The sequence below is a fragment of the Pseudomonas sp. 6D_7.1_Bac1 genome, assembly GCF_025465945.1.
Lineage (GTDB): Bacteria > Pseudomonadota > Gammaproteobacteria > Pseudomonadales > Pseudomonadaceae > Aquipseudomonas.
Map to the genome: position 1 here is coordinate 329,373 of NZ_JANLNW010000052.1, position 18,702 is coordinate 348,074.

Annotated in this window: 17 protein-coding genes; 7 read left to right on the forward strand and 10 right to left on the reverse strand. The window is 59.0% G+C overall.

Annotated elements, in window-relative coordinates:
* Positions 1-55 precede the first annotated feature (55 nt).
* The 6 genes from NTD87_RS14620 to NTD87_RS14645 are packed head-to-tail and all read right to left on the reverse strand — an operon-like array spanning position 56 to position 6,270.
* The gene (locus NTD87_RS14620) at positions 56-1,765 is read right to left on the reverse strand and encodes an NAD(P)/FAD-dependent oxidoreductase (protein ID WP_262114659.1); all 1,710 of its coding nucleotides are present in this window, start codon (positions 1,763-1,765) and stop codon (positions 56-58) included.
* Between the two features lie 16 nt (positions 1,766-1,781).
* Positions 1,782-2,252, reverse strand: coding sequence for an aromatic-ring-hydroxylating dioxygenase subunit beta (locus NTD87_RS14625; protein WP_262114660.1), 471 nt, complete (start codon positions 2,250-2,252; stop codon positions 1,782-1,784).
* On the reverse strand, positions 2,245-3,549 hold the full coding sequence (locus tag NTD87_RS14630; protein ID WP_262114661.1) for an aromatic ring-hydroxylating dioxygenase subunit alpha: 1,305 nt from the start codon (positions 3,547-3,549) through the stop codon (positions 2,245-2,247). The genes NTD87_RS14625 and NTD87_RS14630 overlap by 8 nt, the downstream gene beginning before the upstream one ends.
* 10 nt (positions 3,550-3,559) lie before the next feature.
* On the reverse strand, positions 3,560-4,507 hold the full coding sequence (locus tag NTD87_RS14635) for a flavin reductase family protein (protein ID WP_262114662.1): 948 nt from the start codon (positions 4,505-4,507) through the stop codon (positions 3,560-3,562).
* A gap of 13 nt (positions 4,508-4,520) precedes the next feature.
* On the reverse strand, positions 4,521-4,922 hold the full coding sequence (locus NTD87_RS14640) for a DUF4440 domain-containing protein (RefSeq protein ID WP_262114664.1): 402 nt from the start codon (positions 4,920-4,922) through the stop codon (positions 4,521-4,523).
* Positions 4,903-6,270 carry an MFS transporter gene (locus tag NTD87_RS14645; RefSeq protein ID WP_262114665.1) on the reverse strand — a complete coding sequence of 456 codons (1,368 nt, stop codon included), beginning with the start codon at positions 6,268-6,270 and terminating at the stop codon, positions 4,903-4,905. The genes NTD87_RS14640 and NTD87_RS14645 overlap by 20 nt, the downstream gene beginning before the upstream one ends.
* Positions 6,271-6,372: 102 nt before the next feature.
* On the opposite strand from NTD87_RS14645, the gene NTD87_RS14650 reads away from it, so the two are divergent.
* The gene (locus tag NTD87_RS14650; RefSeq protein ID WP_262114666.1) at positions 6,373-7,260 is read left to right on the forward strand and encodes a LysR family transcriptional regulator; all 888 of its coding nucleotides are present in this window, start codon (positions 6,373-6,375) and stop codon (positions 7,258-7,260) included.
* Positions 7,261-7,356: 96 nt separating this feature from the next.
* Entirely contained in the window at positions 7,357-8,481 is a 1,125-nt protein-coding gene (locus tag NTD87_RS14655; protein ID WP_262114667.1) for a GNAT family N-acetyltransferase, read from the forward strand.
* A gap of 174 nt (positions 8,482-8,655) precedes the next feature.
* On the opposite strand, the gene NTD87_RS14660 is transcribed toward NTD87_RS14655, so the two are convergent.
* The 4 genes from NTD87_RS14660 to NTD87_RS14675 all read right to left on the reverse strand — a co-directional run bounded on the left by NTD87_RS14660 (position 8,656) and on the right by NTD87_RS14675 (position 12,878).
* Positions 8,656-10,488 carry an ABC transporter ATP-binding protein gene (locus tag NTD87_RS14660; protein WP_262114668.1) on the reverse strand — a complete coding sequence of 611 codons (1,833 nt, stop codon included), beginning with the start codon at positions 10,486-10,488 and terminating at the stop codon, positions 8,656-8,658.
* Between the two features lie 87 nt (positions 10,489-10,575).
* Entirely contained in the window at positions 10,576-11,133 is a 558-nt protein-coding gene (locus NTD87_RS14665; protein ID WP_262114669.1) for a peptidylprolyl isomerase, read from the reverse strand.
* Positions 11,134-11,136: 3 nt separating this feature from the next.
* Positions 11,137-11,940: an alpha/beta fold hydrolase gene (locus NTD87_RS14670; RefSeq protein WP_262114671.1), complete on the reverse strand. Its 804-nt coding sequence runs from the start codon at positions 11,938-11,940 to the stop codon at positions 11,137-11,139.
* 14 nt (positions 11,941-11,954) lie between these two features.
* Complete coding sequence (locus tag NTD87_RS14675) at positions 11,955-12,878, reverse strand: LysR family transcriptional regulator (protein WP_019648027.1); 924 nt, start codon at positions 12,876-12,878, stop codon at positions 11,955-11,957.
* Between the two features lie 49 nt (positions 12,879-12,927).
* Here NTD87_RS14675 and NTD87_RS14680 point away from each other — a divergent pair, with 49 nt between their 5' ends.
* The 5 genes from NTD87_RS14680 to NTD87_RS14700 all read left to right on the forward strand — a co-directional run.
* Positions 12,928-13,242, forward strand: a complete 315-nt coding sequence (locus NTD87_RS14680; protein WP_262114672.1) for a 3-phosphoglycerate kinase — start codon at positions 12,928-12,930, stop codon at positions 13,240-13,242.
* 149 nt (positions 13,243-13,391) lie between these two features.
* Complete coding sequence (locus NTD87_RS14685; RefSeq protein ID WP_262114673.1) at positions 13,392-13,991, forward strand: FMN-dependent NADH-azoreductase; 600 nt, start codon at positions 13,392-13,394, stop codon at positions 13,989-13,991.
* Positions 13,992-14,350: 359 nt separating this feature from the next.
* The gene (locus tag NTD87_RS14690; RefSeq protein ID WP_262114674.1) at positions 14,351-15,217 is read left to right on the forward strand and encodes a carboxylate/amino acid/amine transporter; all 867 of its coding nucleotides are present in this window, start codon (positions 14,351-14,353) and stop codon (positions 15,215-15,217) included.
* A gap of 268 nt (positions 15,218-15,485) precedes the next feature.
* Positions 15,486-16,832, forward strand: coding sequence for a DEAD/DEAH box helicase (locus tag NTD87_RS14695; protein WP_123427900.1), 1,347 nt, complete (start codon positions 15,486-15,488; stop codon positions 16,830-16,832).
* Positions 16,833-17,097: 265 nt separating this feature from the next.
* A partial coding sequence (locus NTD87_RS14700) for a ShlB/FhaC/HecB family hemolysin secretion/activation protein (RefSeq protein ID WP_262114675.1) occupies positions 17,098-18,702 on the forward strand: 1,605 nt, incomplete at its 3' end.

Here is an 18,702-nt window from a genome sequence, read left to right on the forward strand (position 1 = left end):
TTGAAAGCGGGTTATGCATACAGGTATCTCATCGCAAATCGGTGGATATACCGTTTCAGCAGTAACGGTAGTGCGAGTGCAGGTCGACCAACGGATTGCCTTCCAGCAATTCGCCGCCCAGGCTGGCGATCACCGCGCACGCGCAGTTCAGGGCGGTCTGGATCGCCCCTTCGGCCCAGCCGCCCGTGAACGAGGCGCCGCAGCCGGCCAGGTATAGGCCTGTGTCCTGCTCCGGGTCGAGGGCACTCTGGAACTGATAGAACAACCGTTGCGAGTAGACGTCATCGCCAGGGAAATTGAGCTTGAACGCACCCAGGGACTGCGGGTCGGTCAGCCAGTCGTACTCCATGACGTAACGCTGGTAGTCACCTTCCAGCGGCACCAGATGGCGGGCGAATTCGGGGGCGCTCATCGCCAGTTCATCCACCAGACGCTTGCAGCGCTGGACCTTGTCGGTCATGGAAACCATCTTGTGCGAGTCGTCTTCCCAGGTGTAACTGATCAGCACCACACCCCAGGATTCCGGGTCCTGCGGGGCGTAGTCCAGGCAGTAGACCCCCTTGACCAGCGTATCGGTCTGGATGTTCTGCGCCAGGCCGTGCTTGAGCCAGAATTTGTCCCGGGTCAGGATGAACAGCTTGGACGAACCCACCATGTGGGTTTCGTTGATGGCCCGCGCCACGTCGCGACTCACGAACGCCTGATTCTGGGTCAGGCGCATGTTTACTTGCAGGGCACGGGTCGTCGCGGTGGTGATGACCCGGTCACAGGCATAGGTTTCACCGTTGCAACCCTCCAGCAGAATCTCGCCATTGGCGCCTTTGTTGATGGATTCGATGCGGGTCCGGCAAATGCGCTCGCTCAGCGATATGCCGCCGAATACCGTTTCGGCGATCAGGTCTGACAGCGTTGAAATGCCTCGGGGCACCAGACGCTGGTTGACCTCAAGGGCGTTGATCACCAGACGCAGGATTTCCGTGAACGATGCGCGATACACCGACTGAAAACCGCCCGAACCGATACCCAGCGAGCCGAACAGATGGAAGTCTTCGGGTTTGCGCCACGGCTTGCCGCCCGGTGGTGACTTGCAGGTAAAGATTTCCACCATGGCCGAGTAGAAAGAGTGGTCGCCGAAGCAATCCAGATAGCGCTGCCACTCGGGCTGCACTTCTTCGAAACTGTGCTTTTCCAGCAGCTCGGTCAGCAGCAGCGGCGGCGCCAGGTAGGTCCCGTTGTCGAGGGTCACGCCTTCCTTGAGAAAGGCATTCCAGCCGCGGTGTACCGTGTTGAAGATCTCGGGTGGATGCTCGCCGGCCGCCCAGTGGTAGGTCTCGCCGCGGTAATGGATTTCCGTGTCCACCACCCCGGGGTCGGGGAAGGCTTCGGTGGTCTTGATGCCGAACCGGTCGAGGTAGTGAAACAGCCCGACCTCACTGGGAGGAAAACGCATGGCGCCCATCTCGGCGATGAACGCTGGGTGTTGCTCGTTGAAACACTGGGTCAGGAAGCGTCCCCCCAGGCGTTCTTTGTTGGCTTCGAACAGGGTGACGTGAGTGGCACCGGCCCGCAGCAGTTCATAAGCCGCCACCAGGCCGCTCAGGCCCGCACCGACTATACCGATCCGTTTATGGGCGATGTCAGGTGGCAGATGGCCTATGGCGTGGGTGGCACGCCGCAGGAATTGTCCGTAGTCGTAGAGCAGGTCGACGTTTGGGAACGAGCGGGTGCCTTGGGCTTCATCGAAGCCTGAATGGGTGAGGTTCAATTGAGTGTTCCGGAAATCAGATAATGAGCTGCAGGCTTTCAAGCGCGCGGGACGGATTGAGCAGAAGGACTTTTTTACTTTTGATTTTCCAGCGCCCGTCGATGCATTGCAGTTGATGCTCCACGGTGACCGGGTAGTGCCACTCACTGTCGCCACGGGCTTCGCAGTACAACATCGAGGTGTGGCTGACCGCTGTCAGTTGTTCCGGGTCCAGTTCGACCCAGGGCCGCTGGGCAATGTGCTGGCAGCGGCTTTTGGGTTGCTGTGAAAAATTGCGCGCATTGGCCAGGCGATTGATGCGCAGCGTGGTCAGGAAACGGTCTTCGTACAGCAGCGACGACTCCCGCAGCGGGCAGGTCTGTTCTCGCGTCAGGGGAATCCAGTAGGTGTAGTCCTCGCACAACAATTGCTGCCAGGCGTCGAAGTCCTGGCGATCCAGCAGTCTGATTTCTTCATAGATCAGGTTTTCGATGGCCAGGTTACTCATGTGCTGAAATTCCATCGTGGTCCTGCATCAGGTGCTGCCAGGTGTTGTAGAAGTTGCGCATGGCCCGCTCGCTGGTGCCGGACACCACCCGGGTCTGCTCATGGGATTCGCCGGGTTCATAGAGGCGGGCAACGTTGACCCAGTCGTTGGCCTGGCTGCGCAGTCCTTCGGTGGCGCGCTCGTACATTTCCACATCATCGTGGGCGACCATCGAACACGGCGAGTTGATCAGGTTGTTGTACTGCACGGTTCTTTCCAGCAACTGTTCAGGCGCACCCACCAGCTCGAAAATCCACGATTCGACCACCGTCTCGGTGGCGGACACCGGGCGAATGACCCGCAAGGTCTGGATCGGCCCCTTGACCATCAGGTTGGGGAAATAGACCGTGTTGTGCCGGGTGTCATCGAGAATCGCCGCGGCCTGGGTCTCACCGTAGCTTTGCACCATCAGCTCCCAGTAGCCGGGGATGCTGGAATAGGCCTTGTGGATCGAGTTGCTGACACCGGTGTGGCCGTGCCCGTTGGGCCAGGTACGGATGCCCATGGCACTGAAGAAGTCGTAGGAGGCCATGAACGGCGAGAACAGCTCGACCGCCATCGGTGGCGTTCCGGTGTTGCCGGTTTCTTTCCAGAGACGGATCGCTTCGCCGGCGGATGACTCATGGGCGACCATGGGGTGGCAGGTGTCGGTCTGGTTGTCGACCACCATCTTCCAGTTGCAGCGATGACGATGCAGCAGCGGTTGACCGATGGCGCGCAACTGCCCCTGGGGCGAACGCATGACCATGTTGTCCAGGGTCGACAAGGATTCACCGAAGAACTCGGTAAAGTCGACACCGATTTCCGTCAGGCGAACAAACACGAAGCCGCGATAGTTCTCGGTTGCCGCGACCGGCCGCATGCCCTTGTGGGCGGTGCAACTGTCGAGGTCGCAGTCGTCGTATTCCTTTTTCACCGGAATGCTGAGCAACTGTCCATCGGTCTTGAAGGTCCAGGCGTGGTACGGGCAGCGGATGAAACGGCCGACGTTGCCGCGCGGTTCGGCCAGGACTTTCACGCCCTTGTGCGGGCAGCGATTGTGCAGGACGATGATCTCGCCGTTTTTCTGCCGCACCATGGCCAGGGGTTGTCCGGCGAGGGTGCCGGTGAAGAAGTCGCCGGTCTGGGGTATCAGGCTTTCGTGACCCAGGTAGCACCAGCTGGCGGCAAATATCTTGAGTTGTTCTTGTTCGAAAATAGACGGATCGAGGAAGAGTGCCTTGTGCACTTCCTTGCCGTTGAAGTAGTTGTCCAACACGGTTCTCTCTTTAGAGGGCGAGTTTCAGGCTCGGGCTCTTGGCCCGCGAGACGCAGGGATACATCCTGGCGCTGCAAGCGGCTTCCTTCGCACTCATGATGAAGTCGCGGTGCTCGACTTCACCTTCCAGCACATCCAGCGCGCAGACGCCGCACTCGCCCCGACGGCAGTCGTAGAGCGGTTCCAGGCCGGCGGCTTCGAGCGCGTCGAGCAATGACTGGTCGGCATTCACCCGCAGCACCACGCCGGACTCGACCGCCTCGACGTCAAACCCTGAATCGTGGGCGTCTCGCTCGGTGTTAAACACTTCGAAGTGAATACGTTCACGCGCCAGTCCCAGGGTCTCGGCGTGGCTGAAGACCTCGTTGAGCATCCCTTGAGGGCCGCAGACGTAGAGCCGGTCATGGGGCTGCAACCGATCAAGCACCGCAGACACGCTGGGGCGTCCTTCGGGTTGGGCGGAATAGTGAAACGTCACGCGGTCCTGGAGCAGGTTGCGCATTTCCCCGGCATAGGCGGCTTGCGCTTCGCACTTGGCAAAGTAGTGCAAGTGAACGGGGCGCCCCAGGGTGTTCAGGTGCCCGAGAATGCCCGTCAGCGGTGTAATACCGATGCCGCCGGCAATGGCGATATCAGTGCCGTCGTCCTTGCCTGGGGCATAGGTGAACGCGTTGAACGGCCCGTCGAGCCTGACGCTGTCACCCGCCGCCAGGCCGCGGATGTAACCGCTGCTGGCGGAGTCATCGCCGAGGCGAATGGCAAATACATGGCTGTCTGCCGACAGGTTGTGTTCGTTCAACTGGACGGTGGAGTAGTGCCGCCATTGATCGAGTCCAGGAATCCACCACTTGAAATGGGCGCCGGCGGCCGGGGTACCCTGGCCTGCGGTGTGTGCGGTGACAGTGATTTCCTTGATGTTCTGCGAGAGCATCCGGCACTGGGTAATCTGGTAATTCATGTGCAGCTCGCCTTTAGCTTAACGGTGTTTCGTGCAGGTAAAGCCACTGGGCCGAGTGCTCGTCGATGCGAATCACCACCACCGAGAGACGCGATGTTTCCTGCTGGTTCAGCCGGTGGGTTTCCTTGTAGCGGATCGCCGCGCTGTGGCCTTCCTGCCAGATGGTCAGCATGTCGCTGATACCAATCTCCAGGCCTGCCCGCGCACCGACGGCGCCACGGAACATCTGCTCGACCTGAGCGCGATTGACGATGGCGCCAGAGGTCGTGACCATGCTGAAATTCTCGGCGAAGGCGGGCATCAGTTCGTCGATCCTGGCGGCACCGTCACCCTGGTGATTGGTGAAAATGGCGTGGATCAGGTCGTGGATCGCGTGGATGCTGTGCTGTGCCTGTTCAACTATTTTGTTGTGCATGACGTTCCTTTTGAGTGTTGAGGTTGCTCATCTGCAACAGGGGAAACAATCCGATCAAGGCGGCAATGGCGAAGGTCAGGTGGTAGGCCTGGGTCGATTCAAGGTGCTTGAGCAGCAGGTTGTAGATCATCAGAAACAGCGCGGCACCGATGCTGAAGGACATCTGCCGGTTGATGTTCCAGATCACGCTGCCCTTGTGGGTGGCGTCGCCTTCGAAGTCCAGGAGCGAGGTGGTCTGCGCCGTGTTGGCGCCAATGCCGCCGCCGATACCCATCAGGCAGTAAGCAATGATGATGACCGGCAGGTCCGACGGGCTGTTCACCAGGTACAGCGTGGCGATGCCGGCGCTGTGCAGCAACATGCCCAGGGTGAACAGATACCTTGCGCCCAACCGGTTGTAGACCCGGCCGCAAATCAGCATGGCGATGAAGGCGCCGAGGGCGTAGAGAATCATGAACATGCCGGTCAGTTGCGCGCTGAACTTCAGGCTGTTTTGCAGGTAGAAAATATTGAGCAGGTTGACCCCGGTGAATACCCCGGGAATGGCGTAATAGATAAAGATCGAGGTGCTGAGCTTCTTGCTCTTGAGCAGACTCAGTTCAACGATGGCGTTCTTGCTGCGGCGATAGTGCAGCAGGTACAGCAGGATAAAGGTGACGCCCGCCGTGAGGCAGATTAGCGCCGCCATGGCCGGGTAATCGCCGCCGTACAGTGACATGCCCATCAACACGCAGCCCAGCGCCGCGCTCACCAGCAGCAGCCCCTTGATGTCGGGCCTAGCGAGGTCGACAGGGCGTTCTTCCTTGATCCACAGCCAGGACAGACCGGCGGCGATCAACGAGAACGGGATGTTGCAGTAGAACACCCAGCGCCAGGAACTGGTGTCGACGATGACACCGCCGATGGTGGGGGAGATGGCCGGTGCGATCAGGGCCACAGCCATCACCAGCGTGGAAATTTTCGCCCGCTGGTCTCCCTTGAACAGGTTGAAGGTCAAGGCCTGGCCCACGGGAATCAGCAAGCCGCCTCCGATGCCCTGGACGAAACGCCAACCCACCAGTTCATGGAAGCTGCTTGCCATGCCGCACAACCCGACGGCGACACTGAACACCAGCATCGAGGCGGTGAGAATTTCCCGGCTGCCAAATCGTTCGGCCAGCCAGGTGCTGATCGGAATGATCAGGGTCAGGCCGAGAATATAGGCATTGGCCACCCAGGCCACGGAGGACGTCGAGACGTGCATGTCATCAGCAATACTCGGCAATGCCACCGCCGACATGAATATATTGACGCAGTCGATAAAGAACCCGATGAGGAATATAAGAGCCACTTTGTAGCGATAAGTCATATGATCTCCCTTTTGGCGGGGATCATAGGAGCGATAGACCGAAAGTGTCGATACGCCTATACTTGAAACATTGTTTGATGGAATTTAACAATGAGTTATAACATGCACACCCATCTTAACCGCGTCCAGACATTTCTTGCGGTTGTCGACTTCGGCTCCTACACCAAGGCTGCCAACTACCTGTGCATCAGCAAAGCCATGGCCAGCCTTCATGTCAAGGCGCTGGAGGAAGTTCTTTCAGTAACCCTGCTGATCCGTAATACCCGAAACATTGCCCTGACAGAAGTAGGGCAGAACTTTTACGATGAGTTCAAGGGCATTGTCGCGACTATCGATAACGCCTTTGAAAATGTAGTGCAGGGGCATAATCGTATTTCCGGGAAGTTGCGATTCAGCTCAACTAGCGAGTACGGCGAAAAGTACATTCTTCCGATAATATCCAGGTTTACCGAGCGCTATCCCGAAATACGCTTGAGTTACAGCTTTAACTCTTCGCTCAATGATCTGGTTGCAGAAAAACTCGATCTGGTTATTCGTCTGGGCAATCTGGCGGACTCGGCGTTCAAGAGCCGCAAGCTGGCGGACTATGAAATCGTGCTGGTGGCGACCGAGGCGTTTCTCAAGCGTTGGCCGGTGCTCGAACCCCAGGACCTGAACGCAGTGCCCTGGATCGCCAACAGCAATTTGCAAGGGCCGACCAACTGGATCCTGCGTCATCGGTTCAAGGGTGAGGTCGAGGTCACGGGACCGAATCACTTCGAGTCCAACTCATCCACCGCCATTCGCGCCATGACCTTGTCGTCCCTCGGTGTCTCGGTGCTTCCCGTCTGGGTAGTGGACGACGATATTGCCAACGGCAGGCTGGTCCAGCTGCTGCCCGATTACACCCTGCCGTCGCAGTCGGTCAATGTGGTATTCCCCAACAGCCCGCACCTGCCGCACAAGTCGCGGGCGTTCATCGATTTTCTGCTGTTGCACCTGGGATCGTAACGTGCGGCAGGGGGCTATTCCGGCTCGCCGAGGGATGGGGGATACTCGGCGGGTCGCAGGGCAACAATCGCTGCGCAACAACCGTCGGGGAACAGGATGCCGTTACACGTATTGGACAGTCTGTCTGCCATTGCACCTCAAGAGTGGGATGCGCTGGTGCCCGAGACTCAGCCGTTTCTGCGTCACGCTTTTCTGGGCACGCTGGAAGACAGTGGCAGCCTGGGGTCGCAGTCTGGCTGGCAGCCGGAGCATCTGCTGCACATCGAAGACGGTCGGCTGCTCGCGGCATTGCCGAGCTATCGCAAATGGCACTCCTACGGCGAATACGTGTTCGACCATGCCTGGGCCGATGCCTGTGAGCGTGCCGGGATCGATTACTACCCCAAGCTGCTGACAGCGGTGCCCTTCAGCCCGGTCAGCGGGCCACGTTTGTTGGCAGCCACCGTGCAGGACGGTTTCGAACTGCTGAACAGCGTGCCGGGTTATCTGGAAATTGAAGGGCTCTCCAGCGCCCATATCAACTTTACCGACGCCTTCACCGATGCCGCATTGGCAGAGCAACCCGGCTGGTTGCAACGGATCGGCTGCCAGTACCACTGGCAGAATCGTGGTTATCGGGATTTTCAGGACTTCCTCGACGCACTCAGTTCTCGCAAGCGCAAGCAGATGCGCAAGGAACGTGAGCAAGTGGCGGGACTGGGGATTGAGTTCGAGTGGCTTGAGGGCCATCAACTCGATCAGGCCCAGTGGGATTTCGTCTACGCCTGCTATGCCAATACCTACGCGGTGCGTCGCCAGTCGCCCTACCTGACACGGGAGTTTTTCAGTCTGTTGGCCGAACGCATGCCCGAAACGATTCGGGTGGTGCTGGCCAGGCAAGGCTCACGTCCGGTGGCGATGGCGTTCAGCCTGCTGGGGGGCGACAGTTTTTATGGTCGCTATTGGGGATGTCTGGCGGAGTTTGATCGTCTGCATTTCGAGACCTGTTTCTATCAGGGCATCGATTACGCCATCGCCCATGGCGTGCAGCGCTTTGATGCCGGTGCTCAGGGCGAGCACAAACTGATTCGCGGTTTTGAACCGGTGATCACCCATTCCTGGCACTACTTGCGTCATCCAGGATTGAAAGCGGCCGTGAAGGATTTTCTTGAGCGCGAACGTGTGGGTGTCATGGGGTATGCAGAAGAGGCGAAGACCGCCTTGCCCTACCGGCAAGGCTGAGGTTAGAGCGCTCTGGTGGTTTTTTTGAGCTGATGGAGGCACTCGTGGCGAGGGAGCTTGCTCCCGCTGGACAGCGAAGCTGTCCCAATGCAGGCGGCGGCGTTGTGGCAGGCCGGAATCTGCGGCCGCTTCGCGCCCGAGCGGGAGCAAGCTCCCTCGCCACAGAAAGACTCCTCAATCGATCCCGACAAACCCACCGGTCTGGTGCTGCCACAACCGCGCATACAACCCGCCATGGGCCAGGAGTTCGGCATGGCTGCCGCTCTCGGCGATCCGGCCTTTTTCCAGGACTACCAGACGATCCATCCGCGCGATGGTCGAAAGCCGGTGAGCGATAGCGATCACGGTCTTGCCCTGCATCAAGGTTTCCAGGCTTTCCTGAATCGCCGCTTCGACTTCCGAGTCCAGGGCCGAGGTGGCTTCGTCCATGATCAGGATTGGCGCGTCCTTGAGCAACACCCGGGCGATGGCGATCCGTTGGCGCTGGCCACCGGAGAGTTTCACCCCACGCTCACCGACGTGCGCATCGAAACCGGTGCGGCCTTCGGCGTCCGAGAGCAACGGGATGAATTCGTCGGCGCGGGCCTTGCAGACCGCCTCCCAGAGTTCTTCGTCGGTGGCGTCGGGTTTGCCGTAAAGCAGATTGTCACGAATCGAACGGTGCAGCAGTGAAGTGTCCTGGGTGATCATGCCGATCCGCTCGCGCAGACTTTCCTGGGCCACGTTGGCGATATTCTGCCCGTCCACCAGAATCTGCCCGTCCTGCAGGTCGTAGAGGCGTAGCAACAGGTTGACCAGAGTCGATTTGCCAGCGCCTGAAGGGCCGATCAAGCCGATTTTTTCGCCGGGTTTGATGGTCAGGTTGAGGTCGCCGATGATTCCGCTTTTCTTGCCATAGTGAAACGCCACGTGCTCGAAACACACTTCGCCACGGGCCACTTGCAGGCGCGGCGCAGGCTCGCGGTCGGTGACGCTGATCGGCTGGGCGATGGTTTGCAGACCGTCCTGGACCATGCCGATGTTTTCGAAGATGCCGTTGACCACCCACATGATCCAGCCCGACATGTTGACGATTCGGATCACCAGACCGGTGGCCAGGGCGATGGCGCCTACCGAGATCAGCGACTGGGTCCACAGCCACAGCGCCAGGCCCGTGGTGCCGACGATCAGTAGGCCGTTCATGCTGGTGATGACCACGTCCATGCTGGTGACCACACGGCCGGCCAGTTGGGATTTTTCGGTCTGCTCTTCAATCGCCTCACGGGCGTATTGCTGTTCGTAGTTGGTGTGGGCGAAGAGTTTCAGCGTGGTGATGTTGGTGTAGCCGTCGACGATCCGGCCCATGAGTTTGGAGCGTGCATCGGAAGACACCACCGAGCGCTCCTTGACCCGTGGCACGAAGTAGCACAGTGCGCCGATGTAGCAGGCGATCCAGGTCAATAGCGGAATCATCAGACGCCAGTCGGCTTCGGCGAACAGCACCAGCGAGCTGATCGCGTAGATCAGCACATGCCACAACGCGTCAACGGCCTGCACCGCGGAGTCGCGCAGGGAGTTGCCGGTCTGCATGATCCGTTGGGCGATGCGTCCGGCGAAGTCGTTCTGGAAAAAATTCAGGCTCTGTTTGAGCACGTAACTGTGGTTTTGCCAGCGAATCATGCTGGTCATGCCGGGGCTCAGGGTTTGATGCACCAGCAGGTCATGCAGGCCGACGAATACTGGCCGCAGAATCAGCGCGACCACCGCCATCCAGGCCAGCTCGACGCCGTGGACGTTGAAGAAGTCTGCATTCGGCGTGCCCTGGGCCAGGTCGATGATGCGGCTCAGGTAACTGAACAGCGCCACTTCGATCAACGCGCCGAACAGGCCGACGATCAACAGTGCGACAAAACTCGGCCACACCTGGCGCAGGTAGTAGGTATAGAAGGGGAGAACACGGTTCGGCGGAGCCGCCGTCGGGGCGTCACGGAAAATATCGATCAGTTTTTCGAAACGACGATAAAGCATTGGTTCTCCGCCCGCGCACGGGCTCTCCTTTAAGCGATGTGAGCCGCGCCTCTGCAAAGAAGCGCAGCTCAAGACTCCCTGTACAGCTTAGTCGATGCGCTTGGCCGACTTGATGAACACCGGGTCGACTGGCACATCCGACATGCCTTGTTTGGTGGTGGTTCGCGAGTTGACGATGATGTCGACCACGTCCATGCCTTTCACGACTTTACCGAATACTGCATAGCCGTCACCCTGGTCGAGGAAGTCGTTGTCCTTGACGTTGACGAAGAACTGGCTGGTAGCCGAGTCCGGGACCGAAGTACGGGCCATGGACAGCGTTCCGCGAACGTTATGCAAACCGTTTTTGGATTCGTTCTTGATCGGCTCTTTGGTTTCTTTTTGCTGCATTTGTTGAGTAAAACCACCGCCCTGGATCATGAACCCAGGAATGACACGGTGAAAAATCGTGTTGTTGTAAAAGCCGCTGTCGACATAGGCAAGAAAGTTCTTGGTGCTGATCGGTGCCTTGACCGGGTCCAGTTCGATTTCGATCTGGCCGTTGGTGGTGTCGAGCAAGACGTGCGGAGCCTTGTCCGCTTGCGCGGCCATCAGGTTGGCGGCGAACAGAACGGAGCCTGTGACGAGGGCGATTTTTTTCAGCATGGGTCAGTGATCCTGGGTAGTGGTGTCGACTGCGGTTAGAAATTCAAGCAGGGTTTGGTTGAAACGTTGCGGCTGGTCCAATGGCGTGGCGTGGCGTGAATCATCGATCACCACCAGCCGCGCATCGGGCAGCAGTTTTACATAGGTTTCTTTCAGTGCTACCGGCGTGTAGTCGCGGTCGGCGCTGACGATCAGGGTTGGACAAGTGACTTTCGACAGTCGTTCCTGAACCCCCCAGCCAACGATGGCGTTGAAGCTGGCGAGAAAAGCACGTTTGTCGTTTTTTGCCCAGCGCTCGGCCATCTTTTGCCGCAATTGCGCCTGTTCAGGTTTGGGGAACAGTTTGCTGCCAAGGGCCGTGCCGAAGGTGCCGGGGCTGAGCAGGTGCATCAGGCTCCAGCGTTTGAACCATTGCCAGTACTCATCCGCCGTACGGACTTTGACCTCGGGGGCGCTATTGACGATGCACAAGCTTTTAAGCAGCGATGGCTGATCCACCGCCAGTTGAAAACCGATCATCCCGCCCATGGACAACCCGACCAGGTGTGCCGGTCCGAGGTTCAGGTGCTCGATCAGCGCGACCAGGTCAGCGCTGAAACCAGCAATGCTGTAGCGCTCGCGGGGTTTGTCGGAGCGACCGTGGCCGCGTATATCCGGGATGATCACCCGGTAGCGGGTCGAGAGCTCGGGGACCTGTTTTTCCCAGTCCAGCGTACTCGAACCCAGCCCGTGAACCAGCAGCAGTGGCGTGCCGTGGCCATATTCCTCGTAGTGCAACGTGCAACCTTCGTGTTCGAAATAGGCCATGGCGCAACTCCTTGTCAGGCTTGTTCTGGTGCAGCGAAAGGCGCATCCAGCGGCGCGGTATCAAAGGTGCGCAGCAGTTCGATGAGGATCTGCGTCGCCGGGCCCAAGGGTTTGTCCTTGTTCGAATACAGATAGAAGCTCGGGTTTCGACTGCCGCCCTGATCCAACGGTAGCAGCTTGAGCGTACCTTCCTTCAGTTCCCGTTCAATCATGTGCCGGGGCAACCAGGCGAAACCCAGGCCGCTGCTGACAAAGGTCGCGGCAGTGGCGAGGCTGCCGACGGTCCAGCGCTGTTCAGCGCCGAGCCAGCCGACGTCCCGTGGCTGCTGCCGACCGGAGTCGCGGATCACCACTTGCATCTGGGTTTCCAGATCCTGGAAATTCAGTTCGCGGTTCAGACGATGCAGCGGGTGTTCGGGGTGGGCCACGGCCACAAATTCTACGTCGCTCAATTCCGCGCCAAGGTAACCGGGAATGCTGAGACCGGTGATGGCCAGGTCGGCCACGCCTTCGAGCAAGACTTCCTCCACGCCCGACAACACCTCTTCGCGCAGACGCACCCGGCAACCACGGCTTTGCGGCATGAATGCGGTCAAGGCACGGACGAGGCGAGCGCTTGGGTAAGCGGCATCGACCACCAGCCGCACTTCCGCTTCCCAGCCTTGCTCCATGTGGTGCGCGAGGTCTTCAAGCTGACTGGCCTGCTTGACCAGTTGTCGCGAGCGGCGTAGCAGCACGCCGCCGGCTTCGGTCAGCACCGCTTTACGGCCGTCGATGCGCAGCAGCGGAACGCCGAGCTGGTCCTGCATGCGCGCCACGGTGTAGCTGACCGACGATTGCGAGCGGTGCAGCACTTCGGCGGCCTGGGCGAAGCCACCGTGGTCGACCACGGCTTGCAACGTTCGCCATTGATCAAGGGTCACGCGGGGCGCTTTCATGATGAGCTCCTCTTGTCCTAAGCTGACAGCTTCCATTGGAGGCTGCCGAATGAAAAAAATCTGTTGTGTGGTGCTGGCGATGCTGCCGCTGACTGCGTTTGCCTACCCCATCGATGTACAAAAAGAACTCAACGGCCTGAAAATCGACTACACCACCTATGACACCGCTCGCGACATGGGCGCCATTACGCTGAACAACTACAGCGGTAAAGCCGCCGAATGCACGGTGGCATTCCGCAATGGCCCGGAAGCGCCGCGTACTCGCCGCGTGAGCCTGGATGCCGGCAAAAGCGCCGACCTTTCAGCCAGGTTCAACCGCGAAATCATCAAGCTGTACATCACCCTGAGCTGTAAGCCCAAATAAGGCCTGCCGCAAAAGCGGGGTAGGCATGCTCCGCTTATAAACGAATTTATTGATGGGTTATAGCAGTTATTTGTGCTTTTTCATCGATACGACTCTGTTTAATCTCCACTCCATCGACTTACAGCATTCACCGATGGAGGCTACATCCCATGTCCCGCGTTCTGATCATCGAAAGCAGTGCCCGCCAGCAAGACTCGGTATCGCGTCAGCTGACTCAAACCTTCATCAGCCAATGGAAAGCTGCACACCCGGCCGATCAGATCACCGTCCGTGACCTGGCGACCCATCCGGTTCCGCACCTGGATGCCAACCTGCTGGGTGGCTGGATGAAACCTGCCGAGCAACGCAACGAAACCGAACAGTCGTCGCTGGAGCGTTCCAACCAGTTGACCGACGAACTGCTGGCCGCCGACGTATTGGTCATGGCCGCGCCGATGTACAACTTCGCGATTCCCAGCACACTCAAAGCCTGGCTCGACCATGTGCTGCGTGCCGGCGTGACCTTCAAGTACACCGAAACTGGTCCGCAAGGTCTGCTCAACGGTAAAAGGGCGTTTGTCCTGACCGCTCGTGGCGGGATCCACACCGGTAGCACTTCGGATCACCAGGAACCGTACCTGCGTCAGGTCATGGCGTTCATCGGTATCCACGACGTCACCTTCATTCACGCCGAAGGCATGAACCTGGGCGGTGACTTCCACGAGAAGGGCCTGAACCAGGCCAACGCCAAGCTGGCCCAGGTCGCCTGAGCCGTTAATCGCCAGATAATCACCTGATGGTTAAGTAGCGCTCGTACACCCCTTCAAGCCGGTTCGCGCATCGAACCTCCCTTTGCACTTGTTGCTCATGAGTGCTCTAGCCCGATTGAACGCTTTAGCGAGATCGGGCTTTTTTTTGACTTGGATTTGGTGAGTGGGCACACCCCCTGTGGGAGCGAGCCTGCTCGCGATGGGGGATCACATTCACCATTGATATCGACTGACACACCATCATCGTCGGAACGCCGCCCGGAGCCGGCTCGCTCCCACAGTGGATTTATGTGTTGCCTGATGATTCGCAGTGAATAGCAAAACCCGCTATCGTCGCCGCCATTCGAAACGAGGCGAGCATGGGCTATCTACTTTTTGTCACGCTGATTCAGGCGTTTTCCTTCAGTTTGATCGGCGAATACCTGGCCGGGCATGTCGACAGTTACTTCGCGGTGCTGGTGCGGGTGTTGCTGGCGGGGCTGGTGTTCATTCCATTGACCCGCTGGCGTCAGGTGGAACCGGCGTTCATGCGCGGGATGCTGTTGATCGGCGCGTTGCAGTTCGGCGTGACCTACGTTTGCCTGTACCTGAGCTTTCGGGTACTGACGGTGCCGGAGGTCTTGCTGTTCACCATTCTCACGCCGTTGCACGTGACCTTGATCGAGGATGCGCTGAACCGCCGCTTCAATCCCTGGGCACTGGTGGCGGCGTTGGTTGCGGTACTCGGCGCGGCGGTGATCCGCTATGACCGGATCAATCCGGACTTCTTCATGGGATTCCTGCTGCTGCAATTGGCCAACTTCACCTACGCCGCCGGTCAGGTGCTGTACAAGCATCTGGTGGCGCGCCATCCGAGCGACCTGCCGCATTACCGGCGCTTTGGGTACTTCTACCTTGGGGCGCTGGCGGTGGCCTTGCCGGCGTTTCTGCTGTTCGGCAAACAGAACTTCCTGCCCGAAGCGCCGCTGCAGTGGGGCGTGCTGGTGTTCCTCGGACTGGTGTCGACTGCGTTGGGCCTGTACTGGTGGAACAAGGGCGCCTGCCTGGTCAATGGCGGGACCCTGGCGGTGATGAACAACCTGCACGTGCCGGTGGGGTTGCTGATCAATTTGCTGATCTGGAATCAACATGAACCTCTGGGGCGGTTGTTCCTGGGCGGCTCGGTGATTCTGGCCGCGGTGTGGATCAGCCGGTTGGGTGTACAAAAGCGGGTGCCCGCACACTAAATCTGTGGGAGCGAGCTTGCTCGCGAAAGCAGCGTGACAGGCAACGTTGATGTCGACTGATACTCTGAGATCCATGGGCTAAAACGATTTTTCTGTAGGATGAGGTGGGTCGATTGGAGCATTTAAGACGCATCGAGTGACGTTCGGGGACAAATCAGCAAACAAAATAGCCACTGTTTGTGCCCGTTCGTATAAAGAAACTCGGCCTTCGCGCTCGAAACCGTTACCCTATGCAGCTGATTTTTTGTATTTCTTCGAGGTAGCACCCGTGTTTTCCCAATTCGCCCTGCACGAACGCCTGCTCAAAGCCGTGGCCGAGCTTAAATTTGTCGAGCCAACGCCTGTGCAAGCAGCGGCTATCCCGCTCGCGCTCCAAGGGCGTGACCTGCGGGTGACTGCGCAAACCGGTAGCGGCAAAACCGCTGCATTCGTATTGCCGATCCTCAACCGTTTGATCGGCCCGGCCAAAGTCCGCGTCAGCATCAAAACCCTGATCCTGCTGCCGACCCGCGAGCTGGCCCAGCAGACCATCAAGGAAGTTGAACGCTTTGCGCAGTTCACCTTCATCAAGTCTGGCCTGATCACTGGCGGTGAAGACTTCAAGGTCCAGGCGGCCATGCTGCGCAAGGTGCCGGACATTCTGATCGGCACCCCGGGCCGGATGATCGAGCAACTGAACGCCGGCAACCTCGACTTGAAAGAAGTTGAAGTGCTGGTGCTCGACGAAGCCGACCGCATGCTCGACATGGGCTTTGCCGAAGATGTGCAGCGTCTGGTCGAAGAATGCACCAACCGTCAGCAGACCATGCTGTTCTCCGCCACCACCGGCGGTTCGGGCCTGCGCGAGATGATTGCCAAGGTGCTGAACAACCCGGAGCACTTGCAGCTCAACGCCGTCAGCCAGTTGAACGACACCACCCGTCAGCAAATCATCACCGCTGACCACAACCAGCACAAAGAACAGATCGTTAACTGGCTGCTGGCCAACGAGACCTATCAGAAGGCCATCGTCTTCACCAACACCCGGGCCATGGCCGACCGTATCTACGGCCGTCTGGTGGCACAGGAGTACAAGGCGTTCGTCTTGCACGGTGAGAAAGACCAGAAGGATCGCAAACTGGCGATCGACCGTCTGAAGCAGGGCGGGGTGAAGATCCTCGTCGCCACCGACGTTGCCGCTCGCGGCCTGGACGTGGAAGGCCTGGACCTGGTGATCAACTTCGACATGCCGCGCAGCGGCGACGAATACGTTCACCGCATCGGTCGTACCGGCCGCGCCGGCAACGATGGCCTGGCCATCTCGCTGATCTGCCACGGCGACTGGAACCTGATGTCGAGCATCGAGCGCTACCTCAAGCAGAGCTTCGAGCGCCGCACCATCAAGGAAGTCAAAGGCACCTACGGCGGACCGAAAAAGGTCAAGGCGTCGGGCAAAGCCGTTGGCGTGAAGAAGAAAAAAGTAGACGCCAAGGGCGACAAGAAGAAAACCGGCGCCAAGGCCCCGACCAAACGCAAGATCGCCAACCGGCCGAAGACCGACGCCTTGTCGCTGGTCAGCAAGGACGGCATGGCGCCGCTCAAGCGCCGCAAGCCAGAAGCACCGGCCGCTGAATAACGCGTCACGGTGATTCACCCAAAAGCCCGGACCCAGTGTCCGGGCTTTTGCATTTTCAGCCTATGGCGATCGTGAGATCGAGCCTGACCTCAGCGCCCTCAGGAGCCCCACTGGATTCTGAGACGACAAAGCGTGAGCTGTGAATGTACGTGTCAATCAAGACATATTTCGCAACAAACTCGTACCTGTCTTATTGACGTCACAATAATGGCAAATTACCATGCGGCCATCATATTGATATCACTTGTCTTTCGAGGGATCGAACATGTACCTGCACACCCTCGGGAAGAGGCTGTGTGCGGCTTTGCCGTGTCTATTGCTGTGTTTCACCAGCGTAAACCTTGCCCACGCCGCACCCACCCCCGGTGATCAAGATCTGATCCGCGAACGCCAGGATCGCCTGCTCGAAGAGCAGCGCCGACGTCTCGAAGAACTCAAGGAACTGCCCGGCAAAGCCGTCACGCCGACCGTGCCGACAGCCCCTGCCGATACCCGTTGCTTCCCCATCAAAGACATCGAACTCAAAGGTGCCGACAGCCTTTCGGCCAGTGAGCGCGAGCGTTTGCTCAAGCCTTACATCGGCCAGTGCCTGGGCGTCACCCAGCTCAACGAACTGCTCAAAGTCATCACCGATTACTACCTTGAGAAAGGTCTGGTGACCAGTCGTGCCTACTTGCCGCAGCAGGATTTGTCTGCCGGTCATTTGAAGGTACTGGTGGTCGAGGGCAAGCTCGAAGGCATCAAAGGCGCAGAGGGCAGCAAGCTGTCGGACCGTGAACTGGCCATGGCCTTCCCGGGCAAGGCCGGGCAGTTGGTCAACCTGCGAGAGATCGAGCAACTGGTCGATCAGTTGAACCGCTTGCCCTCCAATCAGGCACAGATGGAATTGGCGCCGGGCAAGGAGGTGGGAGGCAGCGAAGTACTGGTCAAGAACACCCCGCAAAAGCCTTGGCGTGCCGGTTTGTCACGCAACAACGAAGGCCAGCGCAGCACTGGCGAACAGCAGTGGGGCACGACCTTTGACTGGGACAGCCCGCTGGGGCTGGCAGACCAGTTGATGTTGCGCGGTGGTGACGATGCGGGGAGCAATCATAACCACACCTCGAGCAACGCCATGCTCAATTACAACCTGCCGTGGGGCTGGTGGAATTTCAACTACAGCTACAGCCAGAGCGATTACCGCTCACTGATTGCCGCCAATGGTTACGACTTCAAGCAGACCGGCGACAGCAAGACTCACCAGTTCAAGGCTGAGCGAGTGATCTATCGCGATGCCGTGAGCAAGACGTCCTTGAGCGTCGGTGTGTCTCACATGCGCAACAACAACTTCATCGAAGACAGCAAGCTGGCCCTGAGCAGTAACCATCTGAGCGAAGCACAGTTCGGAATCAACCACGGACGGCGTGTCGGCTCAGCCTTCGTCAACTTCGACCTGGGCATGCAGAAAGGTATCGGCGCCTTCGATGCCCAGAGCAATGGTCATCCGGGACCCGGCGACCCGGATGCGCGGTACCGTAAATACACCGCGACCCTGAGCTACCTGCAGCCGTTCAAGCTTTGGGACGAGTCATTGAGCTTCAGCAGCCTGATGACCGGCCAGCGCAGCGAAGATGTGCTGTTCAGCCCGCAGCGCACAAGCCTTGGCGGGTTGTCGTCGATCCGTGGTTACAAGGACCAGTCGCTGTCCGGTGATAGTGGTGGTTACTGGCGCAACGACCTGCGCTGGAGTCGCCCGGTGAACTGGGAGTGGCTGCGTCCGGTGCTTGCCGAGTACGGCACCAGCCTGGGTTACGACCAGGGTGTGATCAGTCATGGTCGCTACAGCGGCGAGCAACATGGGCGGATGTCGAGCCATTCGCTCGAGCTGTTC